The organism is Spirillospora sp. NPDC052242 (genome assembly GCF_040679555.1).
In the GTDB taxonomy this organism is placed as follows: domain Bacteria; phylum Actinomycetota; class Actinomycetes; order Streptosporangiales; family Streptosporangiaceae; genus Spirillospora.
Window position 1 is genome coordinate 81,917 of sequence record NZ_JBFAUZ010000016.1, and the last position, 24,602, is coordinate 106,518.

Below are 24,602 nucleotides of genomic sequence, written 5' to 3' on the forward strand. Positions count from 1 at the left end.
CCCCAAGGAGCACGCATGCGCACCCCGCTGAGAACCGCCTGTGTCGCCGTCGTCACCGCCGTGAGCCTGACCGGCTGCCTCGGCGGGGGCGAGGACGCCGAGGAGCCCGGGCGCGGCACCGGAGCCCGTCCCGCCGGCGGCACGGTCGGCACGGTCGACCCGAGCAGGACGATCGCCCGCCAGACGTTCGGTTCGCCGATCGCCGACGGCGCCACGCTGGAGATCGGCATCATCGAGCTGAAGGTGTCCGGGCGGCTGGCCCACCTGACCCTGGTGCTCACTCCGCGCGACGCGGGATCGGAGCAGGTCAGCGTTTCCCAGCTCAACGGCAGGAGCGCCCCCGACGTCGCGCTCCTGGACACCGTCAACCTCAAGCGCTACCGGGTCGTCAGGGCCGGGAGCCGCCAACTCCAGCCGCACTACATCTTCGACAAGGTCCGCAACGGCCAGCCCAACGTGCAGACCTACACGTTCGCCGCGCCGCCCGAGAACGTGCGCACCGTGGACGTCTCGTTCGGGCAGTGGGCCCCGTTCCGCAACGTCCCGGTGACCCGGTGAGCCGCCGCGCCCGGACCGTCGCGACGGCGATCCTGCTGGGGGCCGTGTTCGTGCCCGCACCGGCCGCCGCCGCGCCCGAACCGACCGATCGGGAGATCGCCCAGTCCGTTCAGGACCTGGACCACGCGGCGTCGATCCAGGACATCGACCTCGCGGCCTCGATCGTCCCGCTCCGCCGGGAGAGCACCGACGGCTCCACCACCACCGTGCGCATCAACGCCGACGTGCTCTTCGAGTTCGGCGAGCACGAACTCACCCCGGCCGCCCGCACCGCGATCGCCGCGGTCGCCGGGCGGCTGCGCGGCGCCACCGGCACCGTGCGCGTCACCGGTTACACCGACTCGCTCGGAACGGACGCGGACAACATGCGGCTGTCCCGAGATCGCGCCGAATCCGTCCGCACGGAACTCTTGCGGACGGCCGGGGCGCTCAGGATCGAGGCGACCGGCCGGGGCGAGGCCGATCCCGTCCAGCCCAACACGAAGGACGGGGAGGACAACCCCGAGGGACGCGCCGAGAACCGACGTGTGGAAATCACCTTCCAAGGCCGCTGAACGGCCGCCCGCCGTGGCGAGCCATCGCTTTTCCCCTCCAAGGTGAGGTGATCTGTGAACGATTATGGACGAACTCCTCCGGGATGGTCCGATCCGCACGGCCACGAACAGAGCCGGAATCATTCTGAGGCGCGTTATCCCGGGTACTACGGCAGTGGGGCGACCGCCTCGGGTTGGACCACCTCCGCCCTCATCTGCAACGTGCTCGCGGTCGTCCTGTGCTGCAACGTGCTCGCGGTCCCCGGAATCATCACCGCCGCGTTGGCGATCGGCCGTTCGAGCTCCCACCCCGACTCGGCGCGGAGGCTGACCACCTGGAGTTGGAGCATCCTCGTCCTGGCCTTCCTCCTGCCGGTCGCGGTCGTCGCCGCGCTGCTGGGTCTGGACGCGGTCCACGGCGACCTCGACGACCCCGGCTTCTGATCTCCCGTCCAGGGGCACCGAGCCGAGAAAGCGCTTCTCGCTGTGCGGGCGTCTGACCGCGTCCAGTACGAGCCATATGAAGTCACTTCCGCGCCGTGTGCGATGGCGATTTCGCCCATGCTTATCGAAGCCTCTCCTGCGACTCTTCGCCACCTCGATGGCGGGTCGCTGCATGCGCGGAGAGAATTGCCGCTCTTTATGTCGCTTTTCGGTGCGGGTTGATCAACTGGGGTCGTCGATACACCGCCGAATCGGAGGAATGCATGCGATTCACACGCACCGGTTTCGTCCTCGCCGCCACCGCCCTCGTCTTCGCCGGATCCGCCTCCGTGGCGGCGGCGGGCTCGTTCCCCGACCCCGCGCCCGGCGGCCCGCTGCGGCCCCACGAGCCCGACGTCACGGGTCCCCGCAACCTGGACGCGATCACCGTGCAGGCCACCCGGAACGCGGGCCGCAGCGTCACCGTCGCGTTCGACCGCCGCAGCCGGACGGCCCAGAACACGGTGCCCGCCGCCGCGCGCCGGTTCGTGTTCCTGTTCGACCGCTCGATCAGCTTCAACCCCGAGGCGTTCCCGACCTGCGCGAGGACGACCATCGACACCGAGGGCGTGCGGGCCTGCCCGCCGGGCTCGCAGGTCGGCTCCGGCCGGCTGACCGCCTTCGACGGCACCGAGCAGGACGTCCTGCTGTTCAACAGCCGGGTCGACGGGATGCGCGGCGCCCTCGTCGTGATCCCGGAAGCCGGCATGGTCCTGGAGCAGACCTTCGAACGGGCCTCCGCGCCCTACCGCCGGGCCCACCGCTGGACACTGGACGAGATCGTGCCGCCCACGCCCGTCCCGCCGGGGCAACGCGCGGGGACGGCCCGCTTCGAACTCTCCTTCGGCGCCACCCGCATGGTCGACGGCCGCCCGGTCGGCTTCGCCGAGACCACGGCACGCCCCGGCGCACGCCTCCGCTTCGGCCTCTGGAGCGAATTCGTCACGGGCCAGATCGCGCTCCCGACCGATACCGCGAAACTGCGTTGACCTCGAACCCATCCGCCTGAAGCCGGGCCGGACGAACCGCAAGGGCACGCCCCGGTCGGTTCCGTTCGGCCCGGCCACCGTCTCCCCCGCCCGCCGCCGCCCTCGGCGCATTCGTGATCTGTTCGCGTCGGCCGAGCCGGTGGGGTTCTTCGTCGTCCATGGCCTACCGCGTCCCGGGTCGATCTTCAGTGTCCCCCTCCGCAGAGGCGGAGTTGCGGAGGGCGTGGCTCCGGTTCACATCGGCGAGCCGGTGGACGACCGAGGCCACGGCGTGCAGTTCCTGCGGGCTCACCGACTCCAGGACGGCGACCGCGTCGTCGCGGACCGGGTCCCAGATCGCGGCGCGGAGGCCGGCGTGCCGGTCGGACACGCCGATGATCTGGGCGCGGCGGTCGTCGGCGCTCTGCCGGCGGGTCGCGTACCCGGCCGCCACCAGGCGATCGACGACCTTGGTGACCGCGGCGGGGCTGAGATGGCTCAGGGCGGCGAGCCGCCGGGCGCGCATCTCGCCCTCCCGCTGGAGGAGCTCCAGGCAGCGCAGGTCGTTGCGATTGAGCCCGTAGCGTTCGGCGACCGCGTCGAACAGGGCCTCGGTCTCCGTGTGCAGCTCACGGATCGCGCGTAGGACTCCGGTCACGTCTGCTCGGTCCTGCGGGAAGGCGTCCACACTGCTCCAGTGGTTCACGGCGTGTATATTTCACGACGTGAAACAATATAACGGAGCGAGCGGATGGACGGTCGCCGCTACGGCGCTGTACGTGCTGTGGGGCGTGCTGCATCTGGGCTTGGGCGTCTCGATGGTGCTCGGCGGGATCTCGGCGGAGGCGTCCGCGGGCGAGGCGCAGGCCGAGAGCCTGATGTTCTTCCTGTGCGCCGCCCTCCTGGGCGGGCAGGCCATCGCCGTCGCGCTCACCATGAACCGCCTGAACAGCCGCCGCGGCCACTGGCTCAACCTCCTGACCCTCGGGATCGTGGACGCGGCGTTCCTCATGGTGATGGTGCTGCCCGGGCACGTGGACGTCATCGGCGGCGTGTCCGGCCCGGCCATCTGGGTCCTCGCCGCGATCGCGTCCACCGTCGCCCTGCGCCGCGCCCCGGCCACCGCCTGACCGCGGATTCCCCGCCCTGCCGTCCGGCGGTGCGTCAGGAGAGCGCGTACATGCGGATGGCCACGGAATGGTCTTCCGCTTCGCGGGCGAGGCCGACGAAGACGGTCCGGGCGAGCCATCGATACGCCTGGGCGTCGGTGCGGAAGGTGGGCGAGGTCCGGTAGTACACGCCCGCCTTGGTGACCTGGAGGTCGCCGTCGTGCTGGTCGGGGCAGTCCGCGTCCTCGTGGTAGTAGCCGCGGTTGACGATGTCGATGACCGCGCCGTCGTCCGTGCGGAGAAGGTAGCGGGCGTCCAGTTCGACGACCCGGCCGCGCGTGTTGGACCAGTCGCCGCCGCCCGGGAGGACCGTGCCGCGGAGGAGGGGGCCGTCGACGGTGCCGCCGGTGATGGGGGTGAATTCGGTCTTCTCCCCGTCGCCGTGGCCGACGTGCAGGGTCGGCGCGAGGGTCGCGCGGATCTCGAAGGCGAAGGTGAGGGCGGGGGCGAACGGCATCGTCGGTCTCTCTCAGGCGTAGTGGCGGTAGACGGGGCGTGCGACGCAGGCGGGCTTGTCGGAGCCCTCGATCTCGATGGTGAAGTCGCAGGTCATCTGGACGCCGTCGCCGGGGACGTCGGTGACCTCGGCGACGGTGGCGGCCAGCCGGACGCGGGCGCCGACGCGGACGGGGCTGGGGAAGCGGACCTTCTCCAGGCCGTAGTTGATGCTCATCGTCGTGCCCTGGATGGCCAGCAGGTCGTTGAAGAGGGGGATGACGAGGGAGAGGGTGAGGTAGCCGTGGGCGATGGTGCCGCCGAAAGGGCCGTCCTTCGCCTTGGCGGCGTCGGTGTGGATCCACTGGTGGTCGTCGGTGGCGTCGGCGAAGGTGTTCACCCGTTCCTGGGTGATCTCGAGCCAGTCGCTGTGGCCGAGGTCGGTGCCGGCGAGGGCCTTGATCTCGTCGAGTCCGGTGGCGGTGATCACGCGGTCTCCCGGTGGGTGAGGCCGAGCAGGCGGGCGGCGTTGTGCTTGAGGATCTTGGGGCGGACCTGCGGTTTGATGTCGAGCCCGTCGAAGTCGGTCAGCCAGCGGTCGGGGGTGATGACGGGGAAGTCGGACCCGAACAGGACCTTGTCCTGCAGCAGGCTGTTGGCGTACCGGACGAGCTGGGGCGGGAAGTACTTGGGCGACCAGCCCGACAGGTCGATGTAGACGTGGGGTTTGTGGACGGCGACGGCGAGGGCCTCGTCCTGCCACGGGAACGACGGGTGCGCCAGGATGATCCGCAGTTCGGGGAAGTCGACCGCGACGTCGTCCACGAGCATCGGGTTGGAGTACTTCAGGCGGATGCCGCCGCCGCCCGGGACGCCTGCGCCGATGCCGGTCTGGCCGGTATGGAACAGGGCCGGGACGCCGAGTTCTTCGATGGCCTGGTAAAGCGGGTAGGCGATCGGGTCGTTGGGGGCGAACGCCTGGATGCTGGGGTGGAACTTGAACCCGCGCACCCCGTGCTCTTGGACGAGGCGGCGCACCTCGCGCACGCCGGCCTCGCCCTTGTGGGGGTCGATACTGGCGAACGGGATCAGCACGTCGGGGTGTTCGGCGCAGCCTTCGGCGACCTCTTCGTTGGCGATGCGGGGCCAGCCGGTGGCGTGCTCGGCGTCCACGGTGAACACCACCGCCGCCATCTTCCGCTCCCGGTAGTACGCCGCCATCTCGCCGATGGACGGCTGCCGGTGGCCGTGGGCCTTGAAATGCTCCTCCGACGCCCCGAACAGTTCGGGGCTGAGCGAGCGGTGCCCGGTCTTGGAGATCTCGGCGTGGGTGTGGACGTCGATCGCGACCAGCTCGGCCACGTTGATGTCGGGCATGTCAGGCTCCCGGGGCCTTGGGGGCGGGGACGCCGTAGGTCTCGGGCGCGGCGCCGACGCCGGTGTGCCACTGCTCGGCGATCGCGTCGGCGCTCCAGCCGCCGTCGGCGAACGCGACCGCCTTCTCCGCCGGGTGGGACCACAGCGCGAGCCGGTCGCCGCCGATCCCGATCGCCTGCCCGGTGACGCCCTTGGACGCCTCGGAGGCCAGGAACGTCACGAGCCCGGCGGCGTCCTCGGGGGTGCCCAGGCCCTCGTCCTTGCGCAGCCAGCCGGGGAACGGGGCGCCGGTGCGCTCTGCCTCTTCGATGGCCGGGGCGAACGCCGGGATCGTCTTGGTCATCTCGGTGGCGGCCACCGGGACGATCGCGTTCACGGTGATCTCGGCGCGGGCCAGCTCCATCGCCCAGGTCCGCGCCATCGCCACGATCCCGGCCTTGGCCGCCGCGTAGTTGGTCTGCCCGAAGTTGCCGCGCTGCCCGGCGGGCGAGCCGACCAGGACGATCCGGCCGCCGGTCCCCTGCTCGCGCATCCGCACCGCCGCCGCCCGCGCGCAGGTGAACGTCCCGCGCAGGTGCACGCCGATCACCGCGTCGAAGTCGTCGTCGGTCATCTTCCACAGCACCCGGTCGCGCAGGATGCCCGCGTTGGTCACCAGCACGTCCAGGCCGCCGAACTCCTCGACGGCCGCGTTCACGAGCGTCTCGGCCGCCTCGGCGTCCCCGACCGCCGCCACCACGCCGACCGCGCGGCCGCCCGCCGTGGTGATCTTCTCCACCGCCGCGTCCACCGTCTTCCGGTCCACGTCGTTGACCACCACCGCGGCGCCCGCGGCGGCGAGCGCCTCGGCGTAGGCGAGGCCCAAGCCGCGGCCGCTCCCGGTCACGATCGCCCTGCTGCCGTCCAACCGCATGTCGCACCTTCCAAGATCGTCAGGATTCCTGCTGATTCGACAGTCTCACGACGAACAGGTTTCCTGTCAATCGTCGGTGCGTGATCGATGACAGGATCAGAGCGTGAACGACTTCGCGAAGGACGAGCGGACGACCGGCGGCCGGACGGCGCCGTCGCTGCTCTACATGGTCAAACGGCTGGAACTCGCCGTCCGGTCGAACCTGGACGACATCGTCCGCCCCGCCGGGGTGACCGCGCTGCAGTACACGGCCCTCACCGTCCTGGAACGGCACGACGGCCTGTCCGCGGCGCAGCTGGCCCGCGACTCGTTCGTCACGGCGCAGTCGATGGCCGACATGGTGCGCACCCTGGAGGGCCGCGGGCTCATCCGGCGCGAGCGCAACCCCGCCAGCCGCCGGGAGCTGCTCATCCACCTCACCGACGCGGGACGCGCGCTGCTGGCGGAGCTCGCCGAGCCGGTCCGCCTGCTGGAGCGGCGCATGCTCGACGAGCTGACCGCCCGGCAGGAGGAGCAGTTCCGGCTAGCCCTGTCCCGCGCCTGGCGCTCCCTCGCCTGAACCGCCGAGCGCCTTCCGCATCGCCTCGTCGAGGATCGCGAGCGCGTCGCGGGCCTCCCCGGCGGCGAGGGTGCAGGGCGGCACGAGGTGGACGCGGTTGGCGTTGGGCAGCGGCAGCAGCCCGCGCGCCCGGCACTCGGCGACGATCGCGGCGACGGCCGCGTCCGGCAGCGGCTCGCGGGTGCGGCGGTCGGCGACCAGCTCGACGGCCCAGAACACGCCCGTCCCCCGCACCTCGCCGACGGCCTCGTGCCGGTCCGCGAGGTCCGCCAGGCCGGGCGCGAACACGTCCGTCCCGAGCCGGGCGGCCCGGCCGACGACGTCCTCCTCCTCCATCGCGGTCAGGGTGGCGACGGCTGCGGCCGCGGCGAGCGGGTGCCCGGAGTAGGTGAGGCCGCCCGGGTAGGGGCGGTCCCCGAACGTGTCGGCGACGGCGTCGCTGAGGATCACGCCCCCGAGCGGGACGTACCCGGAGTTGACGCCCTTGGCGAAGGTGATCAGGTCGGGCTTCAGTCCGTACAGGTCGATGGCCAGCCAGGCGCCCGCCCTGCCGAACCCGGCCATCACCTCGTCCGCGATCAGCAGGACGCCGTGCTCGTCGCACAGGGCGCGGACGCCCGCGAGGTACCCGGGCGGCGGCGTCAGGACGCCCGCGGTGCCGGGGATCGTCTCCAGGACGATCGCCGCGATCGTCGACGGGCCCTCGGCCTCGATCGTCCGGCGCAGGTGGGCCAGCGCGCGCTCGGACTCCTCCTCCGGCGTCGTCGCGTGGAACTCGCTGCGGTACAGGTAGGGGCCGAAGAAGTGGACCACTCCGGCGGTGGCCGTGTCGTTGGGGACGCGCCGCGGGTCGCCGGTCAGGTTGATCGCGGTCTGGGTGCCGCCGTGGTACGAGCGGTAGGCGGCCAGCACCTTGGGACGGCCGGTGTGCAGCCGCGCCATCCGGACGGCGTGCTCGTTCGCGTCCGCGCCGCCGTTGGTGAAGAAGACCCGCTCCATGCCCTCGGGCGCGCGTTCGGCGATCAGCCGGGCGGCCTCCGAGCGCCGGTCGTTGGCGTACTGCGGCGCGACCGTGCACAGCCGGGCGGCCTGCTCCCGGATCGCCTCGACGACCTTGGGGTGCCGGTGGCCGAGGTTGGTGTAGACGAGCTGGGAGGTGAAGTCGAGGTAGCGGTTGCCGTCCTCGTCCCACACGTGGGCGCCCTCCGCGTCCGTGAGGACGATCGGGTCGATGCGGTTCTGCGCCGACCAGGAGTGGAAGACGTGCCGGCGGTCGAGTTCGCGGGTGCGCGACATGGCGGCCCCTTTCAGCGGTTGCTCGGGAAGGCGAGTTCGACGCCGCCGGACGGCGCGGCGGCCGGGTCGGGCCAGCGCGAGGTGACGACCTTGCCCCGGGTATAGAAGCGGACACCGTCGGCGCCGTACGCGTGCGCGTCCCCGAACAGGGACGACTTCCAGCCGCCGAACGAGTGGAACGCCGCGGGGACCGGGATCGGCACGTTGATCCCCACCATGCCGACCTGCACGTCGTTCTCGAAGGCGCGGGCCGCGGCTCCGTCCCGCGTGAAGATCGCGGTGCCGTTGCCGTGCGCGTTGCCGTTGATCAGCTCCAGCGCCTCGGCGTAGGTCTCGACGCGCACGACGCCGAGGACGGGGCCGAAGATCTCGTCGGTGTAGACCGTCATGGCGGGGGTGACGCGGTCGAGGAGGGTCGGGCCGAGCCAGAACCCGCCCGCGTCCCCGTCCGGCTCCACGGTGCGGCCGTCGACGACGACGGTCGCGCCGGCGGCCTCGCCCGCCGCCACGTAGGACGCGACGCGGTCGCGGTGCTCGCGCGTCACGAGCGGCCCCATGTCGGCGTCCCCGGCGCCGTCGCCGGTCCGCAGCGCACGGGTCCGCGAGGCGATCTTCTCGACCAGTTCGTCCGCGATGCCGCCGACCGCGACGACGACGCTCACGGCCATGCAGCGCTCCCCCGCGGAGCCGAACCCGGCGTTGACGGCGGCGTCGGCCGCGTCGTCGAGGTCGGCGTCCGGCATGACCACCATGTGGTTCTTCGCGCCGCCGAGGGCCTGCACGCGCTTGCCCGCCGCCGCCGCGCGCCCGTAGACGTACCGCGCGACGGGCGTGGACCCGACGAAGCTGACCGCCGCGACGTCCGGGTGGTCGACGAGCGCGTCCACCGCGGTCTTGTCGCCCTGGACGACGGTGAAGACGCCGTCCGGCAGCCCGGCCTCCTTCCACCGTTCGGCCAGCCACAGGGACGCGGACGGGTCCTTCTCGCTCGGCTTGAGCACGACGGCGTTGCCGGCGGCGACGGCGATCGGGAAGAACCACATCGGCACCATCGCCGGGAAGTTGAACGGGCTGATGATCCCGACGACGCCGAGCGGCTGCCGGATGTCGCGGACGTCCACGCCGGTCGAGACGTTCGTGGACGCGTCGCCCTTCAGCAGGTGGCCGATCCCGCAGGCGAACTCGACGACGTCCAGGCCGCGGGCGACCTCGCCGAGGGCGTCGGAGCGGACCTTGCCGTGCTCGGCGGTGATCAGCGCGGCGAGCTCGTCCCTGCGCGCGTCGACGAGCTGCCGGAAGGCGAACAGGACGCGCGTCCGGGCGGCGATCGTGGCGGCCGCCCAGGCCCGGCCCGCCGCGGCGGCGCTCGCGACGGCCGCGTCGACGTCGGCGGGTTCGGCGAGGACGACCTCGGCGGTGGTCCGTCCGGTCGCGGGGTCGGTCACCGGGCCGCGGCGGCCGCCGGTCCCTGCGTGGCGCCGGCCTGCGATCCAGTGCGTGATGAGGGCGCTGTGAGGAGTGGGCATGCCGGGAAGTCTGGCACCCGCATAATGGGACGTCATCGGACGATGTGTCGCCGGAACCGTCCGGGAGACGACACTGTGTCGAGGCTGGGAGGGTGCCGTGGGATTGACGGTGGCGGACGTCCTGGAACTGCCGGCCACGCGGGCGGGGCGGCCCGAGGTGCTCGCGGGCGCCGGCCTGCTCGGTCGGAGCGTGCGGTGGGTGCACGTCAGCGACGTCCCGAACGTGAGCGAGGTCCTCGCGGGCGGCGAGCTGGTGCTGACCACCGGGCAGGCCATGGCGGCGTCGGCGCGGTCGGCGGTGGCGCTGGTCGAGCAGCTCGCGGGCGCGTCCGCGGCCGGGCTGGTGGTGGAGCTGGGGCCGTCCTACCCGCGGGTCCAGCCGGAGGCGGTCGCCCGCGCGGAGGACCTCGGCCTGCCGCTGGTGTGCCTGCGCGCGCAGGTCCGGTTCGTCGAGGTCACCGAGGCGGCGCACCGGCGCCTCGTCGCCGCGCAGTACGAGCAGGTGGAGTTCGCCAAGGCGATGCACGAGGCGTTCACCCGGCTGAGTCTCGCGGGCGCGGCGCCGGACGAGATCGTCCGCGGCACCGGCGACCTGACCGGGCGGTCGGTGGTGCTGGAGGACCTCGGCCGCCGCGTGATCGCCTTCCACGCCGCGGACGGGGACGTCGCGGGCCTGCTGGACGGCTGGGAGCGCCGGTCGCGGCTGGCCCGCCCGTTCACCAGGGACGATCCGGCGCCCGGGGCCGACTGGGCGGCGGCGGACGTGGGCGCGCGGGGCCGCTCGTGGGCGCGGCTCGTCGCCGTGGACTCCCGGGCCGGCGACGGCGGGGAGGACGCCCGGGAGGCGCACGACCGCGTCCTCATGGTCCTCGAACGGGCCGCCGAGGCGCTGGAGCTGCACCGCAGGACGACGCGGGACGAGCTGACCGAGCGGCTCCGCGCGCAGGACGGGCTGCTGCGGGCCCTCCAGGAGGGGTCGCCGGCGAGCGAGGCGGACGCGATCGCGAGCCTGACGTCGCTCGGCATCCGTCCCGGCCGCCGCTACGTGGGCGTCGCGGTCCGCCGCGCCGGGCGCGCTCCCCAGGACGAACGGACGGCCCGCCGTCACCTGCTCCGGCTGTCGGAGCAGGTGGCGCAGACGTTGCGCGGCGCCGGCGCCGACGGGCTGATCGGCGTCCTGGGCGGAGGGCAGGTCGGCGTCGTCCTGTGCCTGCCCTCCGCGCAGCGCGAGGAGCGGGCGCTGCGGTCGCTCGCCGCCGGGCTGCGCGAGGCGGCGGGCGACGACGTGCGCCTCGGCGTCGGGGAACCGGTGACCGGGCTGCTCGACGCCCGCGAGTCACTGCGGTCGGCGTGCGTCGTGGTGGACGTCGCGGTGTCGATGCCGCCCGCCGCGCAGGGGTTCCGGCGGCACTCCGACGTCCGCATCCGGGGCCTGATCCACGCGCTGCGGGACGACCCGCGCCTGCAGGGGTTCGCGGAGGTCGAGCTGTCGCGCGTCCTGGCCCATGACGCCCGCACGCAGGACGGCACGCTCGACCTCCTCCGCCTCTACCTGGCCGTGGACGGCAACAAGGCGGAGCTGGCGCGGGTCTCGCACCGCAACCGCAGCTCGCTCTATCCGCGCCTGAAGAAGCTCGAGGCGCTTCTCGGGGTGCCGCTGGACGATCACGAGTCCCGGCTGTCGCTCGGCGTCGCGCTGCTCGCCCACGACCAGCTGTCCGGCGGCCGGTCCGGGCGCGCGTAGCGGTCGCGCAGCGCCTTCTTGAGGATCTTCCCGGCCGGGTTGCGCGGCAGCTCGGCGGCGAACACGACCGACTTCGGGATCTTGTACTTGGCGAGCCGGTCCCGGAGGAAGGCGACGAGGTCGTCCTCCTCCGGACGGCCCGCCGGACGCCCGTCCGGATCCTCGCCCGCGCGGAGCACGACGATCGCGCGGCCCACCTCGCCCCAGCGGTCGTCCGGGACGCCGATGACCGCGCAGTCGGCGACGGCCGGGTGGTCGCGGAGCGCGGCCTCGACCTCGGCGGGGTAGACGTTCTCGCCACCGGAGATGATCACGTCCTTCACCCGGTCGACGATCGTCGCGTACCCGTCGGCGTCCAGGACGGCGACGTCGCCGGAGCGGAACCACCCGCCGGCCATGGCGCGGGCGGTCTCGTCCGGGCGGCCCCAGTACCCGGCCATCACGTTCGGGCCCGCCACCAGGACCTCGCCCTTCTCCCCCGGGCCGACGTCGCGCAGGTCGCCGTCCACGAGGCGGACGTCGGTGAAGAAGTGCGGCACACCGGCCGTGCCCGCCTTGCGGACGGCGTCCCCGGCGGCCAGGTAGAGGACGCCGGGCGACGCCTCGGTCATGCCGTAGCCCTGGCTGAACGACAGGCCGCGCGCCAGATAGGCGTCGATGGTGGCGCGCGGGACGGGCGACCCGCCGCAGTTCAGCCTGCGCAGGCTCGACAGGTCGGCCGCCTCCCATGCCGGGCACGCGGCCATCGCGTCGAACATGACGGGGACGCCGAACATGTACGTCACCCGGTGCGCCGCGATCGTCCGCAGCACCTCGGCGGGGTCGAACGCGGGCATCAGGACGACCGTCCCGCCCTTGAGGAGCGTCGGCAGGCAGATCATGTTCAGGCCGGCCGTGTGGAACAGCGGCGCGACGACCAGCGCGACCTCGTCGGCGGCGAGGTCGACGTCGACCAGGACGTTGACCGCGTTCCAGACCACGTTGCCGTGCGTGAGGACCGCGCCCTTCGGCCGGCCGGTCGTGCCCGACGTGTAGAGGATCATGCAGGGGTCGTCGAGCCCCACCGGCTCGTCGATCGGCTCTCCCGACGACGACGCCAGCAGCTCCTCGTACCCGGACGAACCGGGCTCCGGCCCGGCGAGAGCGACGAACGCGACCCCACGCGGAACCGCGTCCCCCGCCATCGCGTCCCGAGCCTCGGCGACCACGGACGCCTGCTCCGGGGCGTGGACGAGGACCCCGCTCCCCGAGTCGGTCAGGTGGTACGCCAGCTCGGGACCGGTCAGGCGCATGTTGAGCGGGACGAACACCGCGCCGAGCATTCCGGTGGCGAACAGCGTCTCGAGGAACGCCGGATGGTTCGGGCCGCAGTAGGCGACCCGGTCACCGGGCCTCACGCCCAGGCCGCGCAGCGCGCGCGCCAGCCGGCACACGCGCACGTGCAGTTCCAAGTACGTCCGGCGTGTCTCCCCATGGACGATCGCCGTCTTCCCGGGGGTCTTGCGAGCGCGACGGGCCGTCCACGAGCCGATGCCGTGATTCCGCATGGCCGCTATCCCTCCCCCACGAGACCGAGCGACCGCCGCACCAGGTCCGGCGTCCGTCCGCCGATGCGCAGGCAGGACGGACGGGCGCCGCCGACCGTGATCTCTCGCCTGACCCGGGCCCCGGGCACGGCGTCCCACGGGTCGCCGCCGTCCGGGGCCTCGACGACGTACTCGGGGAAGTCGGTGCTGGCGAGGTCGAGCGCGAGCCGGTGCCCGGCGCGCAGCCGGTACGCGACGCTCTGCAGGTCGACGACCGTGTCCGCGCCGCCCGCGCCGTCCGTGCCGTCCGCCGGGACGTCGAGCCGCACCTGCCCCTTGGCGATGAGGAAGGCGGCGCCGCCCGGCGTCACGTCCAGAAGGCGGGCGTGGACGTGCGCACCCGCGGGCGCCGTCACGCGGAGCTGCAGCGTCGCCGCGCCGACGAGGTCGAGGTCGGCCCGGACGGGCGGCCCGGTGAGGCGCAGGACGTCCGGGCGGTCGGCCAGCGACGCAAGGTCCCCGCGATCGTGCAGGACGGCGAAGGGGTTCGCCCCGGCCGAGGGAACCGGGTCGGCCGGGTCGTGCGTCCAGCCGAGCGTCCGCGCGTCCGCGGGGGCCTCGCCGGCGAGGGACGGCCGCGGGTCGGCCGACAGGTAGAACGTCAGGTCGGGCGCCGACGGCGGCGGCCATGCCCCGGCCGCGCGCCGTCCGCCGTGGCACAGCTCGTACCGGACGCGCGGCAGGTCGGCGAGCGTGCCGGTGCGGCCGAGCACGGCGCCGAAGAACTCGATCGCGGGGTCGAGGTAGCCGGGGAGCATCCGTGCCCGTGCGGCGCCGGTGACCGCGTGGTCGTCGTGGGCGGCGACGGGGGCGTCGTCGAGCCGGTAGTTCTCGTGGTCGATGGCCTCCAGGCGGAGGTACAGGTTCGCGGCCCAGCCGGGGTCCCGCGACAGCGCGCGGACGTCGTGCCAGGACCAGACGGCGCAGTTGTCGAACCATCCGATCGTGTACAGGGCCGGGACGGGCGGCGCCTCGAGCAGCGCCTTCAGCGGCGGCGGAACGAACGGGGACGCCGCCGCGCCGAACTCGGCGTCGAAGTTCGCCGAGCGGCGGCCGAGCCGTCCGAAGAAGTCCTCGAACGCGGCCCGCAGCGGGCGCCGGTTCCAGTCGATGTCCCATTCGTACCGGCCGGCGTCGACGTAGTGCGTCGCGAAGTAGACCTTGCGGGCGGTCTGCTCGACGTCGCGGGTGCCGTCGCCGTGCTCCAGGACGGTGGAGAGCTGCGATCCGGTGACGCGCGGGGCGATCGCGCGCAGGGCGGGGTGGCCGCCGATCGCCGCCGCGATGGCGGTGTAGCCGTAGTAGGAGTCGCCCCACATGACGACGTCGCCGTCGCACCAGGGCTGCCCGGCGACCCACTGGACCGTGTCGTACCCGTCGTCGACCTCGTGGCGGCCGAACTCCGTCGCGCCCTCGGAGCGGTACTTGCCGCGGACGTCCTGGACGACGACGTTGTACCCCCGGTCGCGGAAGCGGCGGGCGATCGCGGGCATGAAGCAGTACTCGCCGTCCTTGTCGTAGGGCAGGCGGACGAGCACGACGGGCCGCGGGCGCGGCGGGTCGGTGCGGTAGACGTCGGCGGCGAGCCGGACGCCGTCGCGCATGGGGATCGCGACCTGCGCGGCGTCCGCGGGCACGGGGGCGGGCCCGACCCGTTCGATGTTCGGCACGTGAGGGTCTCCGTGAAGTCGGGGGAAGGGGCGGGGTCAGGACGCGTCGAGGGCGCGCCGGTCGCGCGCCACCCGGCCCGGGTCCCAGCCGGGCCCGGGGATGGAGTCGAGGAGCAGCCGGGTGTACGGGTGCTCGGGGCCGCGCAGGATCCGCTCGGTGTCGCCCTGCTCGACGATGCGGCCGTGCCGCATCACGATCACGGTGTCGGTGATGTGGCGGACGACGGCGAGGTCGTGGCCGACGAAGACGTAGGAGACGCCGGTGCTGCGGCGCAGGTCGTCCAGGAGGGTCAGGACCTGTGCCTGGATGGACACGTCGAGCGCGGCGACCGCCTCGTCCAGGACGAGCACGCGCGGTTCGATGCCGAGCGCCCGCGCGATCGCGGCGCGCTGCCGCTGGCCGCCCGACAGGTCGCGCGGCAGCGACTCCCCGGCGCGGGCGCTGAGCCCGACCTGGTCCAGCAGCTCGCCGACGCGGGCGCGGCGCGCCGCGGCCGGGCCCGGCGCGTGCAGCCGCATCGGCTCGGCGATCGACCGGGCGATGGTCTGCCGGGGGTCGAACGACCCGTACGGATCCTGGAAGATCATCTGGAGCCGGCGGGCCTGCCGGCGGCGGGCGCGGCGCGACCGTCCGTCCACGGGCTCCCCGTCGAGCACGACGGTCCCGGACGTCGGTTCCTCGAGCCCCGCCAGGATGCGGGCCGTCGTCGTCTTGCCCGACCCCGACTCGCCGACGATGCCGAGCGAGCCGCCGGGCGGCAGCGCGAAGCTCACGTCGTCCACCGCGGTGAACGTTCCGAACCGCTTCACCAGCGACGACACGCGGAGGACCGGTTCGCCGCGGACGACGTCGTTCTCGGACCGGCCGCTCACGGGGTCGCCTCCTCGGGACGGACGCACGCGACGCGCGAGCCCGCGCCCGTGCGGACGGTGTCCGTGCGGACGGTGTGCGCGCGGAGCGCCGGCACCTCGGCGGCGCAGGCGTCGTCGGCGAGCGGGCAGCGGTCGCGGAACGCGCAGCCGTCCGGCGCCTCGGCGAGCGGCTTCGGGCGGCCCTCGATGGCCCTGATCGCGACCTTGTCGCCGTGCACGGACGGGCTCGCCTCCAGCAGCGCCCGCGTGTACGGGTGCGCGGGGGCCTCGAAGAGCGTCGTCCCGGCCGCCTCTTCCACGATGCGCCCGGCGTACATGACGTAGATGCGGTCGCAGATCGCGGCGGCGAGGTCCAGGTCGTGCGTGACGAACAGGATCCCGGTGCCGTGCGCCGACTGGAGGGTCTTCAGCAGTGCGATCACCTCCGCCTGCGTGGTGACGTCGAGTGCGGTCGTCGGTTCGTCCGCCAGCAGCAGCGCGGGCTCCGTCGACAGCGCCCCGGCGATGACGACGCGCTGCAGCATCCCGCCGGAGAACTCGTGCGGGTAGCGCCGCAGCGCGCCGCGCGGGTCGCGGATGCCGACCTGGCCGAGCAGGTCCAGGGCCCGTGCGGCGGCGTCCCGGGCCGGGACGCCGCCGGCGCGCAGCCCCTCGGTGAGGTAGTCGCCGATGCGGCGCACCGGGTTGAGGGAGGCGCGCGGATCCTGGAACACCATCGAGACGCGGGTGCGGCGCAGTTCGCGCAGGTCCGCCCGTCCGGCGGTGAGCACGTCCACGCCCGCGACCGCGATCTTCCCGGTGGCGCGGGCTCCCCGGGGCGTCATGCCGAGCGCCGCCCGGGCCGTCAGCGACTTGCCCGACCCGGACTCGCCGACCAGCCCGACCGTCTCCCCCGGCGCGACGCGGACGGTGACGTCGGCGAGGAGCGGGACGGCCCGCGCGCCCGCGCCGATCGTGAGCCCGAGCCCGGAGACGTCGAGCACGGTGTCCGGGACGGCCGCGGCCCGCCGGGTCCCGTCGGGTGCGTCCTTCTTCGCGAGCACGATCACGTCCCCTCGCTCGTCTTGCGGCCGATGGATCCCCCGATGTGCTCGCCGAGCACGTTGACGCTCACGACGGTCAGCAGGATCGCGATCCCGGGGATCAGCCCGCTCCACGGGGCGCCCTGCAGGATGGCGCTCTGCGACTGGCTGAGCATCGAGCCCCAGTCCGCCTCCGGCGGCCGGACCCCCAGCCCGAGGTAGGACAGGGCCGCGAGGTCCATCAGCGCGTGCGCGAATCCCAGCGCGCTCTGCGCGATGAGCGCCGGGAGGATGTTCGGCAGGAGATGGCGGACGGTCACCCACAGTTCGCCGAACCCCATGACGCGGTATCCGTCGATGTAGGGGCGCGTCCCCTCCTGGATCGCCAGGCTGCGGACCATCCGGCCGATGAACGGCGTGTAGCTCACCGACAGCGCGCAGATGGGCCCGGCCGGCCCCGGCCCGAACACCGCGACGACGAGCATCGCGAGCAGCAGGCCGGGGAAGGCGAACACGATGTCCATGCCGCGCGACAGGACGGCGTCGGCCCAGCCGCCCGCGCGGGCCGCGGTCAGCCCGATCACGGTGCCGAGGACGCCCGACAGCAGCACGACGCCGAGGGGCGCGAGCAGCGAGAGCCGTGCCCCGTGCAGGAGCCGCGACAGCACGTCCCGTCCGGCGGAGTCGGTGCCGAGCAGGTGCCCCTCCGAGCCGGGCGGCGCCAGCGAGTTCAGCAGGTCGGTGCCGTCCGGGGAGTGCGGGGCGAGGGCGGGCGCCAGCACGGCCGCGGCGACGACCGCGAGCAGGAACGCGGCCGCGAGGCCCACGGCGAGCGGGGTGCGGCGCCGCCGCCGGACGTTCTTCGCGCGGAGCGCGGGGATCGTCAGGGTCATCGGACCGGGCCCCCGATCGTCACCCGCGGGTCGAGGAACGGCAGCGCCAGGTCGACCAGCGTGTTGACGGCGACGAACAGGACGACCGCGATGAGCGCGATGCCCTGCACGACGGGGAAGTCCCGCCGCGACACCGAGCTGACGAGCAGGGACCCGACGCCGTCCAGGCCGAACGCGGTCTCGACGACGGCCGTCCCGACGAACAGGCTCGCCGCGAGCAGGCCGACGAGGGTGAGCATCGGCCCGAGCGCGTTGCGCGCCACGTGCCGGCGGACGAGCGCCGCGCCGCCCACCCCGCGGCTCCGCGCCGCCTCGACGTGCTCGCGGGCAAGTTCGTCGGCGAACGCGGCGTCGCCGACGCGGGCGATGACGCCGTAGGCGGCGGTGGCCATCGCGACGGCGGGCAGGGTGAGGTGCCACAGCCGGTCGGCCGGGCCGGTGCCCGCCCCCGTCGAGGGGAACCAGCCGAGCCCGACCGCGAACACCGACAGCAGCACGATGGCGGCCACGAACGGGGGCGTCGCGGTGGTGACGGCCGCCGAGACGGTCGCGATCCGGTTGACGACGCCGCCCTTGACGGCCGACAGCAGCGCGACCGACACCCCGGCCAGGACCGTCAGGACCGCCGAGTACAGGATCAGCGGGCCGGACACGCCGAGCCGTCCGGTGATGAGCGAGGTGACGCCGGTCCGGTAGTTCAGCGACGTCCCGAGGTCGAGGCGGACGGCGTCCGCGATCCACGCGCAGTAGCCCTGCAGGAAGCCCCGGTCGAGGCCGTAGGCGTGCCGCAGCGCGTCGAGCTGCTCGGGGGTGAGGCGGCGCCCGGAGGTCACCGCGAGCACCGGGTCGCCGGGGACCAGCCGCAGCGCTCCGTAGATGACGATCGACGCGATCAGCACGGTCAGCAGCGCACCGGCGGCGCGCCTGCCGATCCAGGCCGCGAGCGGGCCGGTCATCCGCGGTCGTTTCGTGGGCGGGCGTTTCGTGGGCGGGCGTTTCGTGGGCGGGCGTTTCATGAGAGCGTCCGCCCGGTCACTTGCCGCCGAGGGCGGTCGCCCAGGGGGTGTAGAGGTAGTTCGCCCGGGGCGCCAGGCCGGCCAGGTCGGGCCCGTAGTAGACGCTGAGGTACTGCGACACGAGCGGAAGGTTGACCATGTCGCCGGCGAGGATCGCCTGCGCCCGGGCGACCAGCCGGGCGCGCCCGGCGGGGTCCTCGGTGCTCTGCGCCTGCGCGATCGCGGCGTCGTACCGCTCGTTGCGGTAGCCGGGGAAGTTGTAGAAGTGCCCGGTGGTGAAGTACGCGTAGTACTCCAGCGGCTCCGGGAAGCTCAGGAAGCCGGTGGACAGGAACAGGTCCACGCCCTTGCGGGCCTCGGGCGAGGCGAACATCGCGCCGAACTGCTCGCCGGTGAGCGGCCTCAGCTCGACGTTCAGCCCGGCCTGCCCGGCGGTGTCGGCGATCGCGGTGGCGATCCGCGTCTCCTCCTCGATCGCCGTGGTGTAGGCGAGGACGATCTTCTGCTTCGCGCCCGGGGACCCGGCGACGAGCTTCTTCGCCCGCTCGAGGTCCTGCTTCGGCACGGGCAGCTTCTCGTACGCCTGCTCGTAGACGTTCTCGCCGTAGCCCCACGCGAAGGGCGGGACGAGCGCCCGCAGCGGCTCGGCCGTCCCCCGGTAGACCGATTCGACGATCCCCTCGTACGGGAGCAGCGCGTGCAGGGCCTGCCGGACGGCGGGGTCGGCCAGCGCCCCCCGCCGGTTCAGCACCGACAGGAACGTGGTGTTCAGGCTCTCGCCGTACAGCAGGTTCCCCTTGCCCTCGAGCTGCGTGCGGGCGGCGGCCGGGACGAGGAACTGGCCGTCCACGTCGCCGCTCGCGAGCGCGGCGGTCTGCGCGGCCGGGTCGGCGATGAAGCGGAACTCCAGGTTCTTCACCTTGGGGCGGACGGAGGTGTTCCACCACGCGTCGTTGCGGGTGAGGGTGATGCGCTGCCCCTGGGTCCACTCGCCGAACTCGTACGGGCCGGTGCACATGACGCCGCCCCGAGCGGTGCCGAAGGACTTGCCGGCCTTCTCGGCGAACTCCTTCTGGACGACGAAGAAGGCGGGGCTCGCGAAGTAGTTCGGGACCAGGGCGTCCGGCTTCTTCATCCTGACGGTGATCTCGTGGGCTCCGGTGATCTCGATGCGGTCGAGGTGCTGGGCCCAGGCGATCCACGACGAGCCGAAGGCCGGGTCGAGGACCCGTTCGGCGCTGTAGCGGACGTCCTCGGGGGTGACGGGGTCGCCGTTCCAGAACTCCGCGCCCTCGCGGAGGCGGACGACGTAGGTGAGCGGGTCCGGGTGGTCGACGGACGTGGCGAGCGCGGGTTCGCGTTCGTAGTTCGGGCCGTAGGTGAACAGGCCCTCGCACATGTTGGCGATGACGGTGCCGCCGGATTCGGTCGCGGCGAGGACCGGGTCGAGCGTGGCCGGCTCGCCCGTGGGGAGGTTCCAGGAGACGGTGTCGACGGCCCGGGTCGGGGCCGGGACGGACGTGGTGAGCTTCGGCGCCTCGGCCTTCGCGGCCGGGCCGCCACCACTACAGGCGGTGAGCGTGCAGGCACCGAGAATGATGGTGAGCATCAAGGGGCGACGTGAACGTGGCATGGGTGGACCCTTCGAAAATGAAGCGGCCGGGGTGGGGGTGGGTGGGGTGGGGGTGTGTCCGGGGCGGGGCCGGTACTAGGTCGCGGTCGTCAGCAGGCGGACGAGCCGCTCGAGCAGCGGGGTCATGGAGGCGTCGTTCCAGCGCTCCGGGTCCTCCAGGCTGGAGATGTAGAAGCCGCGGAGCACCAGGAACAGGACGTCGGCGGTGAATTCGGGGTCGCCCGCACCCGCGGCGCCGGCCGCCTCGGCCAGCTCCGCGCGGTTCTCCCGGGCGTCCTCGCGCAGCGTCCGCACCGCGGCCGATTCGGGGTCGCCGCGGCCGAGGATCTCCATGAAGAGCCGCCGCAGGACCTCGTCGTTCCCGCCGGTGGAGCCGGCCCAGCGGACGGCGGCGGTCAGGCGCTCGCGGTCGCCGGCCCCCGCGACCTCCTCCTCCAGCTCCGCCGCCCACGCCCGGGTCGCGTGCTCGATCGCGTTGACCAGGAGCGCCTCCCGGGTGCGCAGGTAGTTGGTGACCAGGGTCGTGGATCCGCCGATCCGCTTGGCCACGGCTCTGATCGACACCCCGTCGAGTCCGTCCGACGCCACGATGTCGAGCGTGGCGTCGGCGATGGTCGCGAGGCGCTGGGCTACGTCGATTTCCACCGGCATGGCGGCAGGCTAACCAGAACGAACCCGAGATACAACACCGTTGTACATCAACGTTGCATCACGTACGCTCCTCCGCATTCATCGCGTCAGCACGCCCAGGAGCAGCATGGAACTCTGGCAGATGTCCGCGACACGGCTCGCGGCGGGAATCCGCACCGGAGAGATCTCGGCGGTCGAGGCGGCGGAGTCCTGCCTGCGCAGGATCGAGCGGGTCGACCCGGTGCTGAACGCCCTGGCCGACGTCCGTCCCGAGGAGACCCTCGCCGACGCGCGCCGCGCCGACGCGGCCGTGGCGGCCGGGGAGCCCCTCGGCCCGCTGCACGGCGTCCCCGTCTCCACCAAGATCAACACACCGCAGCGCGGCCTGCCGCTCACCCACGGGGTCGCGGCCATGGCCGGCGCGACCGCCGCGCACGACGACGGATGCGTCGCGGCGCTGCGCGCGGCGGGCGCAATCTTCCTCGGCCGCAGCAACGCCCCCGCCTTCTCCGTCCGCTGGTTCTCGACGAACGACCTGCACGGGCGGACGCTCAACCCGTGGAGCCACGCGCACACGCCCGGCGGCTCCAGCGGCGGCGCCGCCGCCTCGCTCGCCGCCGGGATGACCCCGATCGCGCAGGGCAACGACATCGGCGGCTCGATCCGCTTCCCCGCCGCCTGCTGCGGCGTCGTCGGCGTCCGCCCCACGGTCGGGCTCGTCTCGAACTGGACCGCGCCCGAGGACATGGGGCCCGAACCTCCCCTGACCGTCCAGGCGTGGGCCGTCCAGGGTCCGCTGGCCAGGACGGTCGCGGACGCGCGCGCCGCCCTGCACGCGATGGCGGGCGCGGACCTGCGCGACCCGTTCGGCGTCCCCGCGCTGCCGCCGGCGGGCGCGCCGCACGCCGGGCCGGTGCGGGTGGGCGTCGTCCGGGACGTCGGCATCGTGGCGCCGCACCCGGCCGTGGACGCGGCGGTCGACCGGGCCGCCGGGTGGCTCGCCGACGCCGGCCACCGGGTCGAGGAGCTGGACCTGCCGCTGCTCGGCGAGGCGGCCCGGCTGTGGTCGCTGCTGCTGTTCGAGGACATGCGCCCCGGACTGCCCGGCATGCTCGAGGTGGCCGACGAGGCGCTACGGGTCCACATGACCTACGCCTACGAGTACGCCGCCGGGCTCTGGGGCGAGCGGCCCGGCATCGCCGCGTACGTCCAGGGGTGGGCGCGCCGCGCGACGCTGATCACCCGGCTGCAGGAGCTGCTCGGCACGGGCATGGTCCTGCTGACACCGGCCTCGGCCGAACCGCCCTTCGAGCAGGACGCCGACATCGCCGACCGCGAGCGCGGGCTCGCCGTCGTCGCCGCGCAGTGGCCGATGACGTCGCTGCCGGTCCTCGGCTTCCCCGGCGTCGGCGTCCCGGCCGGGACGGCCGGCGGGCTGCCGATCGGCGTCCAGCTCATCGGCGGCCGGTTCACCGAGGACCGCCTCCTCGACGTCGCGCAGGCGATCGAGGACCGCGCGCCCCGGCTCGTCCCGCCCGTCGCGTCCTGACGCGCGGCGCCCGGGCGGTCTGACCGGCCGCCCGGGCGTCCGGCGCTCACCCGTCGATCGCGCTCATCACGTGCTTGACGCGGGTGTAGTCCTCGAACCCGTACATCGACAGGTCCTTGCCGTGGCCGGAGTGCTTGAACCCGCCGTGGGGCATCTCGGCGACGAACGGGATGTGGGTGTTGATCCACACGCAGCCGAAGTCGAGCTTGGCCGACATCCGCATCGCCCGCGCGTGGTCGCGCGTCCACACCGACGACGCGAGCCCGTACTTGACGTCGTTGGCGTAGCGGACGGCGTCGTCCTCGCCGGTGAAGGCCTGCACGGTGATGACGGGGCCGAAGATCTCGGTCTGGCTGGCCTCGTCGTCCTGCCGGAGCCCGGACACCACGGTGGGGGCGTAGAAGTAGCCGCGGTCGCCGACCCGTGCGCCGCCGTGGTGGACGGTGGCGTGGCCGGGGAGCCGGTCGACCATGCCGGCGACGCGTGCGAGCTGGTCGGCGTTGTTGAGCGGCCCGTAGGCGGCGCCGGGGTCGGACGGCCCGGCGGTGCGGGTCGCGCGGGCCTGCTCGGTGAGCGCGGCGACCAGGTCGTCGTGGACGTCGGCGGCGACCAGGACCCGGCTGGCGGCGGTGCAGTCCTGCCCGGCGTTGAAGTACGCGGCGGCCGCGATGCCCTCGGCCGCCGCCGCGATGTCGGCGTCGGCGAACACCACGACCGGGGCCTTGCCGCCGAGCTCGAGGTGGGTGCGCTTGAGGTCGGCGGCCGCCGCCCCGGCGACCTCCATCCCGGCCCGCACCGACCCGGTGATCGACACCATGTCGGGCCGCGGGTGGGACACCAGCGCGCGGCCGGTGTCGCGGTCGCCGCACACCACGTTCAGCACGCCCGGCGGCAGGAACTCCGCGCAGATCTCGGCCAGCAGCGCCGTCGAGGCCGGGGTGGTGTCGGACGGCTTGAGCACCACGGTGTTCCCGGCGGCCAGCGCCGGGGCGACCTTCCACACGGCCATCATCAGCGGGTAGTTCCACGGGGTGACCTGCGCGCACACCCCGACCGGCTCGCGCCGCACGAACGAGGTGTGCCCGGCCATGTACTCGCCGGCCGAGCGTCCCTCCAGCACCCGCGCCGCCCCGGCGAAGAACCGGAACTGGTCGGCGCACAGCGGCACCTCCTCGGTCGCGGTGAGCGCCCGCGGCTTGCCCGTGTCCGCGCACTCGACGTCGATCAGCTCGTCCAGCCGGGCGTCGATCGCGTCCGCGATCTTCAGCAGGGCGCGCTGCCGGTCGGCGGGCGTCGTCCACCGCCAAGTCTCGAACGCGCGGGCCGCCGCCGCCACGGCGGCGTCGACATCGGCCCGCCCCGACAGCGGCGACGTCGCGTAGACCTCCCCGGTCACCGGGTCGACGACGTCGAGCGTCCGGCCGTCGGCGGCAGCCCGCCGCGCACCGTCCACGACGTTGGTGAAGGTCGTCACCAGGATCCTCCATGTGCTGATTTCGTTGAGATTGGAGCCACAAACTATGAGATGAGTCGTCAGCGATGTCAATGACGACTGATATCGCCACGATCTGCGTGCGCGCTCTCCGGACGCCGCCCGTCCCGTCCGCGTCCTGCGATGATGCGGTCATGACCAGGAAGAGCTCACCCCTCCCCGACCTCGACGACATCTCGTGGCAGATCATCGAGCAGCTGCAGCAGGACGGCCGGCGGTCCTACGGGGCCATCGCGAAGGCGGTCGGGCTCTCGGAGGCCGCCGTCCGGCAGCGGGTGCAGCGCATGATCGAGGCGGGCGTCATGCAGATCGTCGCCGTCACCGACCCGATGCGGGTGGGCGGGCGCCGCCAGGCCATGGTCGGGGTGAAGGTCGACGGGCCGCTGGAGCCCGTCGCGTCCGCCCTCTCCGAGCTGCGGGAGACCATCTACGTCGTCCTCTGCGCCGGCTCCTACGACATCCTCTGCGAGATCGTGTGCGACGACGACGAGCACCTGGCCGAGATGCTGTCGACCACCATCAGGTCGATCCCCGGGGTCGCGGGCACGGAGACGTTCGTCTACCTGCAGCTGCGCAAGGAGAGCTACCAATGGCGAGCCAGTGACGACTGAATTCGTCGCCAGAAGCAGCTTCGACAACTGAACCAGTAGACATTTAGCCACATGCCACTATATTGG

Annotated in this window: 25 protein-coding genes; 9 read left to right on the forward strand and 16 right to left on the reverse strand. The window is 73.3% G+C overall.

Going from position 1 to position 24,602, the window contains the following annotated elements; all coding sequences use genetic code 11:
- The first annotated feature begins 15 nt into the window (after positions 1-15).
- The 4 genes from AB0L25_RS15530 (at position 16) to AB0L25_RS15545 (ending at position 2,563) form a co-directional block, all read left to right on the forward strand.
- Positions 16-558, forward strand: coding sequence for a hypothetical protein (locus AB0L25_RS15530; protein WP_500172410.1), 543 nt, complete (start codon positions 16-18; stop codon positions 556-558).
- Positions 555-1,112 carry an OmpA family protein gene (locus tag AB0L25_RS15535; RefSeq protein ID WP_500172412.1) on the forward strand — a complete coding sequence of 186 codons (558 nt, stop codon included), beginning with the start codon at positions 555-557 and terminating at the stop codon, positions 1,110-1,112. The genes AB0L25_RS15530 and AB0L25_RS15535 overlap by 4 nt, the downstream gene beginning before the upstream one ends.
- Positions 1,113-1,313: 201 nt before the next feature.
- A complete protein-coding gene (locus AB0L25_RS15540; protein ID WP_500172414.1) occupies positions 1,314-1,535 on the forward strand; it encodes a hypothetical protein in 222 nt (73 codons plus the stop codon).
- Between the two features lie 263 nt (positions 1,536-1,798).
- Positions 1,799-2,563: a hypothetical protein gene (locus AB0L25_RS15545; protein ID WP_500172416.1), complete on the forward strand. Its 765-nt coding sequence runs from the start codon at positions 1,799-1,801 to the stop codon at positions 2,561-2,563.
- Positions 2,564-2,726: 163 nt separating this feature from the next.
- Here the strand turns inward: AB0L25_RS15545 and AB0L25_RS15550 are convergent, their stop codons facing one another.
- On the reverse strand, positions 2,727-3,200 hold the full coding sequence (locus tag AB0L25_RS15550; RefSeq protein ID WP_500172418.1) for a MarR family winged helix-turn-helix transcriptional regulator: 474 nt from the start codon (positions 3,198-3,200) through the stop codon (positions 2,727-2,729).
- 67 nt (positions 3,201-3,267) lie between these two features.
- On the opposite strand from AB0L25_RS15550, the gene AB0L25_RS15555 reads away from it, so the two are divergent.
- Positions 3,268-3,672: a hypothetical protein gene (locus AB0L25_RS15555; RefSeq protein ID WP_500172420.1), complete on the forward strand. Its 405-nt coding sequence runs from the start codon at positions 3,268-3,270 to the stop codon at positions 3,670-3,672.
- 34 nt (positions 3,673-3,706) lie between these two features.
- On the opposite strand, the gene AB0L25_RS15560 is transcribed toward AB0L25_RS15555, so the two are convergent.
- Genes AB0L25_RS15560 through AB0L25_RS15575 form a run of 4 tightly spaced genes read right to left on the reverse strand, consistent with a single transcriptional unit; the run spans position 3,707 to position 6,436 of the window.
- The gene (locus AB0L25_RS15560) at positions 3,707-4,168 is read right to left on the reverse strand and encodes a DUF3237 domain-containing protein (protein WP_500172422.1); all 462 of its coding nucleotides are present in this window, start codon (positions 4,166-4,168) and stop codon (positions 3,707-3,709) included.
- A 12-nt stretch (positions 4,169-4,180) separates the two neighbouring features.
- Positions 4,181-4,636, reverse strand: coding sequence for a MaoC family dehydratase (locus AB0L25_RS15565; protein WP_500172424.1), 456 nt, complete (start codon positions 4,634-4,636; stop codon positions 4,181-4,183).
- Positions 4,633-5,523, reverse strand: a complete 891-nt coding sequence (locus tag AB0L25_RS15570) for an amidohydrolase family protein (protein ID WP_500172426.1) — start codon at positions 5,521-5,523, stop codon at positions 4,633-4,635. Before AB0L25_RS15570 ends, AB0L25_RS15565 begins: the two co-directional genes overlap by 4 nt.
- A gap of 1 nt (position 5,524) precedes the next feature.
- The gene (locus AB0L25_RS15575) at positions 5,525-6,436 is read right to left on the reverse strand and encodes an SDR family oxidoreductase (RefSeq protein WP_500172428.1); all 912 of its coding nucleotides are present in this window, start codon (positions 6,434-6,436) and stop codon (positions 5,525-5,527) included.
- 103 nt (positions 6,437-6,539) lie between these two features.
- Between AB0L25_RS15575 and AB0L25_RS15580 the strand changes: the two genes are divergently transcribed.
- Positions 6,540-6,995 carry a MarR family winged helix-turn-helix transcriptional regulator gene (locus AB0L25_RS15580; protein ID WP_500172430.1) on the forward strand — a complete coding sequence of 152 codons (456 nt, stop codon included), beginning with the start codon at positions 6,540-6,542 and terminating at the stop codon, positions 6,993-6,995.
- Here the strand turns inward: AB0L25_RS15580 and AB0L25_RS15585 are convergent.
- Positions 6,960-8,291: an aspartate aminotransferase family protein gene (locus AB0L25_RS15585; RefSeq protein ID WP_500172432.1), complete on the reverse strand. Its 1,332-nt coding sequence runs from the start codon at positions 8,289-8,291 to the stop codon at positions 6,960-6,962. The genes AB0L25_RS15580 and AB0L25_RS15585 overlap by 36 nt on opposite strands.
- A gap of 11 nt (positions 8,292-8,302) precedes the next feature.
- A complete protein-coding gene (locus AB0L25_RS15590) occupies positions 8,303-9,817 on the reverse strand; it encodes a CoA-acylating methylmalonate-semialdehyde dehydrogenase (RefSeq protein ID WP_500172434.1) in 1,515 nt (504 codons plus the stop codon).
- A 97-nt stretch (positions 9,818-9,914) separates the two neighbouring features.
- Here AB0L25_RS15590 and AB0L25_RS15595 point away from each other — a divergent pair, with 97 nt between their 5' ends.
- A complete protein-coding gene (locus AB0L25_RS15595) occupies positions 9,915-11,561 on the forward strand; it encodes a PucR family transcriptional regulator (RefSeq protein WP_500172436.1) in 1,647 nt (548 codons plus the stop codon).
- On the opposite strand, the gene AB0L25_RS15600 is transcribed toward AB0L25_RS15595, so the two are convergent.
- From AB0L25_RS15600 to AB0L25_RS15635, 8 genes are all read right to left on the reverse strand, one after another.
- A complete protein-coding gene (locus tag AB0L25_RS15600) occupies positions 11,483-13,108 on the reverse strand; it encodes an acyl-CoA synthetase (protein WP_500172438.1) in 1,626 nt (541 codons plus the stop codon). The genes AB0L25_RS15595 and AB0L25_RS15600 overlap by 79 nt on opposite strands.
- Positions 13,109-13,113: 5 nt before the next feature.
- Positions 13,114-14,817, reverse strand: a complete 1,704-nt coding sequence (locus AB0L25_RS15605; RefSeq protein WP_500172440.1) for a CocE/NonD family hydrolase — start codon at positions 14,815-14,817, stop codon at positions 13,114-13,116.
- Between the two features lie 36 nt (positions 14,818-14,853).
- Positions 14,854-15,690 (reverse strand): ABC transporter ATP-binding protein, encoded by an 837-nt coding sequence (locus AB0L25_RS15610; RefSeq protein WP_500172442.1) that lies wholly within the window; start codon positions 15,688-15,690, stop codon positions 14,854-14,856.
- Positions 15,687-16,739 (reverse strand): ABC transporter ATP-binding protein, encoded by a 1,053-nt coding sequence (locus AB0L25_RS15615; protein ID WP_500172444.1) that lies wholly within the window; start codon positions 16,737-16,739, stop codon positions 15,687-15,689. Before AB0L25_RS15615 ends, AB0L25_RS15610 begins: the two co-directional genes overlap by 4 nt.
- Entirely contained in the window at positions 16,736-17,605 is an 870-nt protein-coding gene (locus tag AB0L25_RS15620) for an ABC transporter permease (protein ID WP_500172446.1), read from the reverse strand. Before AB0L25_RS15620 ends, AB0L25_RS15615 begins: the two co-directional genes overlap by 4 nt.
- Positions 17,602-18,561: an ABC transporter permease gene (locus tag AB0L25_RS15625; RefSeq protein WP_500172449.1), complete on the reverse strand. Its 960-nt coding sequence runs from the start codon at positions 18,559-18,561 to the stop codon at positions 17,602-17,604. The genes AB0L25_RS15620 and AB0L25_RS15625 overlap by 4 nt, the downstream gene beginning before the upstream one ends.
- Before the next feature lie 76 nt (positions 18,562-18,637).
- Positions 18,638-20,230 carry an ABC transporter substrate-binding protein gene (locus AB0L25_RS15630; protein ID WP_500172451.1) on the reverse strand — a complete coding sequence of 531 codons (1,593 nt, stop codon included), beginning with the start codon at positions 20,228-20,230 and terminating at the stop codon, positions 18,638-18,640.
- 99 nt (positions 20,231-20,329) lie between these two features.
- Positions 20,330-20,905, reverse strand: coding sequence for a TetR/AcrR family transcriptional regulator (locus AB0L25_RS15635; protein ID WP_500172453.1), 576 nt, complete (start codon positions 20,903-20,905; stop codon positions 20,330-20,332).
- A gap of 106 nt (positions 20,906-21,011) precedes the next feature.
- On the opposite strand from AB0L25_RS15635, the gene AB0L25_RS15640 reads away from it, so the two are divergent.
- Complete coding sequence (locus AB0L25_RS15640; protein ID WP_500172455.1) at positions 21,012-22,433, forward strand: amidase; 1,422 nt, start codon at positions 21,012-21,014, stop codon at positions 22,431-22,433.
- 46 nt (positions 22,434-22,479) lie between these two features.
- On the opposite strand, the gene AB0L25_RS15645 is transcribed toward AB0L25_RS15640, so the two are convergent.
- Entirely contained in the window at positions 22,480-23,907 is a 1,428-nt protein-coding gene (locus AB0L25_RS15645; protein WP_500172457.1) for a gamma-aminobutyraldehyde dehydrogenase, read from the reverse strand.
- Between the two features lie 152 nt (positions 23,908-24,059).
- Here AB0L25_RS15645 and AB0L25_RS15650 point away from each other — a divergent pair, with 152 nt between their 5' ends.
- Positions 24,060-24,536 carry an Lrp/AsnC family transcriptional regulator gene (locus tag AB0L25_RS15650; RefSeq protein WP_500172459.1) on the forward strand — a complete coding sequence of 159 codons (477 nt, stop codon included), beginning with the start codon at positions 24,060-24,062 and terminating at the stop codon, positions 24,534-24,536.
- The last annotated feature ends 66 nt before the right edge of the window (positions 24,537-24,602 follow it).

Coding starts and splice junctions, on each gene's coding strand:
- AB0L25_RS15585 (WP_500172432.1), bottom strand. CDS start 8,291: ATGTCGCGCACCCGCGAACTCGACCGCCGGCACGTCTTCCACTCCTGG.
- AB0L25_RS15600 (WP_500172438.1), bottom strand. CDS start 13,108: ATGCGGAATCACGGCATCGGCTCGTGGACGGCCCGTCGCGCTCGCAAG.
- AB0L25_RS15620 (WP_500172446.1), bottom strand. CDS start 17,605: ATGACCCTGACGATCCCCGCGCTCCGCGCGAAGAACGTCCGGCGGCGG.
- AB0L25_RS15635 (WP_500172453.1), bottom strand. CDS start 20,905: ATGCCGGTGGAAATCGACGTAGCCCAGCGCCTCGCGACCATCGCCGAC.
- AB0L25_RS15570 (WP_500172426.1), bottom strand. CDS start 5,523: ATGCCCGACATCAACGTGGCCGAGCTGGTCGCGATCGACGTCCACACC.
- AB0L25_RS15650 (WP_500172459.1), top strand. CDS start 24,060: ATGACCAGGAAGAGCTCACCCCTCCCCGACCTCGACGACATCTCGTGG.
- AB0L25_RS15530 (WP_500172410.1), top strand. CDS start 16: ATGCGCACCCCGCTGAGAACCGCCTGTGTCGCCGTCGTCACCGCCGTG.
- AB0L25_RS15640 (WP_500172455.1), top strand. CDS start 21,012: ATGGAACTCTGGCAGATGTCCGCGACACGGCTCGCGGCGGGAATCCGC.
- AB0L25_RS15630 (WP_500172451.1), bottom strand. CDS start 20,230: ATGCTCACCATCATTCTCGGTGCCTGCACGCTCACCGCCTGTAGTGGT.
- AB0L25_RS15560 (WP_500172422.1), bottom strand. CDS start 4,168: ATGCCGTTCGCCCCCGCCCTCACCTTCGCCTTCGAGATCCGCGCGACC.
- AB0L25_RS15625 (WP_500172449.1), bottom strand. CDS start 18,561: ATGACCGGCCCGCTCGCGGCCTGGATCGGCAGGCGCGCCGCCGGTGCG.
- AB0L25_RS15545 (WP_500172416.1), top strand. CDS start 1,799: ATGCGATTCACACGCACCGGTTTCGTCCTCGCCGCCACCGCCCTCGTC.
- AB0L25_RS15575 (WP_500172428.1), bottom strand. CDS start 6,436: ATGCGGTTGGACGGCAGCAGGGCGATCGTGACCGGGAGCGGCCGCGGC.
- AB0L25_RS15590 (WP_500172434.1), bottom strand. CDS start 9,817: ATGCCCACTCCTCACAGCGCCCTCATCACGCACTGGATCGCAGGCCGG.